The organism is Acidimicrobiia bacterium, from assembly GCA_029210695.1.
Lineage (GTDB): Bacteria > Actinomycetota > Acidimicrobiia > Spongiisociales > JAHEDJ01 > JAHEDJ01.
In genome coordinates, this window is sequence record JARGFH010000139.1 from 1 (window position 1) to 2428 (window position 2428).

The following is a 2428-nucleotide window of genomic DNA, read 5'->3' on the forward strand; positions in this document are numbered from 1 at the left end:
CCATCTACTTTCCCGGACGAATCAACATCGTCTAAATGACCACCGCCACCCACTTACACAGAATCCCTGACAGGCCCGAAGTTCCTGGGGAGCGGTGAACACCAGGTGGCGCATCTGCACCAAGGTGGAGATGCGATGATTACGCGCCGACCGGCGCGCTACCAGCAGCGCCCGGATGGCTTCCACCGGCCCGTCCTTGGTCTTAGCCAACCCGGTTGCCCGACCCGACAGGGCCGCCCGAGCAGCTTCTATGGCATCGACGGGGTCGGATTTGCCGGTGCGCGATCGCGCTTGCCGGTTGGGGCGGTCAACCTCGATCACCTCCACGTCGTGTTCCATCAAGAACTGGGCCAAACCAGCCCCATAGGATCCAGTGCCCTCCACCCCGACCCGATGGGGGACACCGAATCCGCTCAACCAGGCCAACAGTGCCTCATACCCTGCCCGGGTGGTATCAAATGACGCCACTCCGAACAGGCCCCCAATCGGGTCCAACGCCGCTGCCACATGAACATCCAGATGGGTATCCACCCCACCAGTCACAACACGCTCTGTCTCTACCATGATCACGTTGCCATCCCTTTCTATCGCTAAATGGGCAAGGGGTGGCACGCACTTGCCGGAACGGCGGAACTGGATCAGAACGCCTCGGCTAAAAGGCGCACTGTGTCCACCGCCCGACCGGTGAGTGCCGGGGCCCCCAGGGATCTGACCGACGCGTCATTCGCAAGACAACCAAACAGGTGTCAGCCGGTTCGTTGGTCAGGCCCGATCCCCGGAGACCACCCGACCGTAACCGTCCAACCGCCGGCAACGGTGGACCCTCCGATCAGGCCCCCACATCATCACCCTGCCGGATATCTCTCGCTGGAGGGTGTCCGATATCGCTCGATGCTGTGAGCGATATGTGCGGCCGTGCAAACTGTGGCTTGTTTCGATGTGCCGCGGCACCGGAACTCCGTTTGAGTTGAAGGATATTTCGGAAACCGATATATTACGGGTCATGAAGTCTCTGCGTCGGCCTACTCGGCTCATCCTGACCGCTCTCGCGAGTCGCCCCATGCATGGCTACGGCATCCTCCGGGTGGTAGAGGAGCTCTCGGCGGGTTCGGTGAGGTTGGCGGTCGGGACCCTCTACGGAGCGCTGGAGCGTCTCGAATCGGAGGGCGCGATCGTGGAGGACCGGCAAGAAGTCGAGAACGGTCGACTCCGCCGTTACTACCGGCTCACCGACCACGGGCGAGAAGTGCTCAGCACCGAGATGGCGGTCCTCGAAGCCGACGTTCGGGCCGCACGACGGAGTCTGGCGTCCCATTCGGTGATCCCAGCGGTCGGGGGCTCGGCATGACCAATCGCGAGTTGTGGTTTCGAATCGTTGTCCGTGCCTTCCCGCAGGAGTATCGCGTCGAGCACGAGAACGAGATTGTCGAGGCGGTACTGACAACTTCACCAGACGGGTTCTGGTCTGGTGTCCGAGAGTCCGTAGCGCTGGTGCGCGCCGGTGTCGGCATGACGGCGCGACACAGCGGAACCAAGATGCCTCTCTTGGCGGTCACTGCTTGGGGTGCGGCGATCTGGCTGGGTGGGCTCTTGGGTGCTGGGGCTTTTGTCCGTCCGCTCGTCGGCGCGAGCGAGTCGAGTTCCGTTGCCGAGTTCGCCACCGGTTATTGGGCGGCGCTACTGGGAGCTGTGCTGCTGTTGATAGCCGTGGTGCTCGCTCGACGGAGCATATGGATGGCAGCCGTCGCCGGTGCAGCCGGGGTTGCCCTGACCGCGCTGTGGAACTCCGATCCGTATTGGGGGTTTCCCTCGTCGCTTTGGTACGAGTTCCGGTGGTTGGGTCTCGCTCTCATCGGGTATGCGCTTGTGGCGCGCCACTCCGCCGCCCCTGTGTGGGCGTTCGCGCTCGCCTCCGCGATGGCCACGATCGCATTCAGCCTTCTCGCGGGCGTCGTGCGGTTGGGTGAGTCCTACAGCACTCTGTGGTGGAACGAAACCGTGAGGGCCTCCACAGTGATCCTGGTGATCGTCGCCGTTGTACTCGTATGGTTCGTGCGCGGGCTGGGAGCAGTAGCGATCGTCCCGATCGCCCATCTCACGATGGCCCTCGCCCTGCGGTTGACCGGAGAAGCGCTAATCGGGGGGGCTGCCCTCATCTACTTCGCAACCGCTGCCTACCTCAGCCTCAAGCGACGACCGCAGGTAGCCAACCTTCAGCCGTCCTATCCGGCCAAAGGATGACGTCACCAAGGCAGGACCATTCGACCCCGAACAACCAATCCCGGACAGGAACGCACCTCACGCCAAACCGAGCAGAGCGAGGCCTGTTTGGTTGTCAAGGGGTGTTTTGTGCGCGGTGGAGTGCCTTGCCGGATCGGCAAGCTCGGTGGTGTGGGCGTAGGCTGGGGGTTGGCCCGGGGTGGCTTTG

3 protein-coding genes are annotated in these 2428 nt (G+C 63.1%); 2 read left to right on the forward strand and 1 reads right to left on the reverse strand.

Going from position 1 to position 2428, the window contains the following annotated elements; translation table 11 throughout:
• Positions 1-21 precede the first annotated feature (21 nt).
• The gene (locus P1T08_18715) at positions 22-564 is read right to left on the reverse strand and encodes a transposase (GenBank protein MDF1598106.1); all 543 of its coding nucleotides are present in this window, start codon (positions 562-564) and stop codon (positions 22-24) included.
• Positions 565-1003: 439 nt separating this feature from the next.
• Here P1T08_18715 and P1T08_18720 point away from each other — a divergent pair, with 439 nt between their 5' ends.
• A complete protein-coding gene (locus tag P1T08_18720) occupies positions 1004-1348 on the forward strand; it encodes a helix-turn-helix transcriptional regulator (GenBank protein MDF1598107.1) in 345 nt (114 codons plus the stop codon).
• Positions 1345-2241: a hypothetical protein gene (locus P1T08_18725; protein ID MDF1598108.1), complete on the forward strand. Its 897-nt coding sequence runs from the start codon at positions 1345-1347 to the stop codon at positions 2239-2241. The genes P1T08_18720 and P1T08_18725 overlap by 4 nt, the downstream gene beginning before the upstream one ends.
• The last annotated feature ends 187 nt before the right edge of the window (positions 2242-2428 follow it).

Coding starts and splice junctions, on each gene's coding strand:
- P1T08_18715 (MDF1598106.1), bottom strand. CDS start 564: ATGGTAGAGACAGAGCGTGTTGTGACTGGTGGGGTGGATACCCATCTG.
- P1T08_18720 (MDF1598107.1), top strand. CDS start 1,004: ATGAAGTCTCTGCGTCGGCCTACTCGGCTCATCCTGACCGCTCTCGCG.
- P1T08_18725 (MDF1598108.1), top strand. CDS start 1,345: ATGACCAATCGCGAGTTGTGGTTTCGAATCGTTGTCCGTGCCTTCCCG.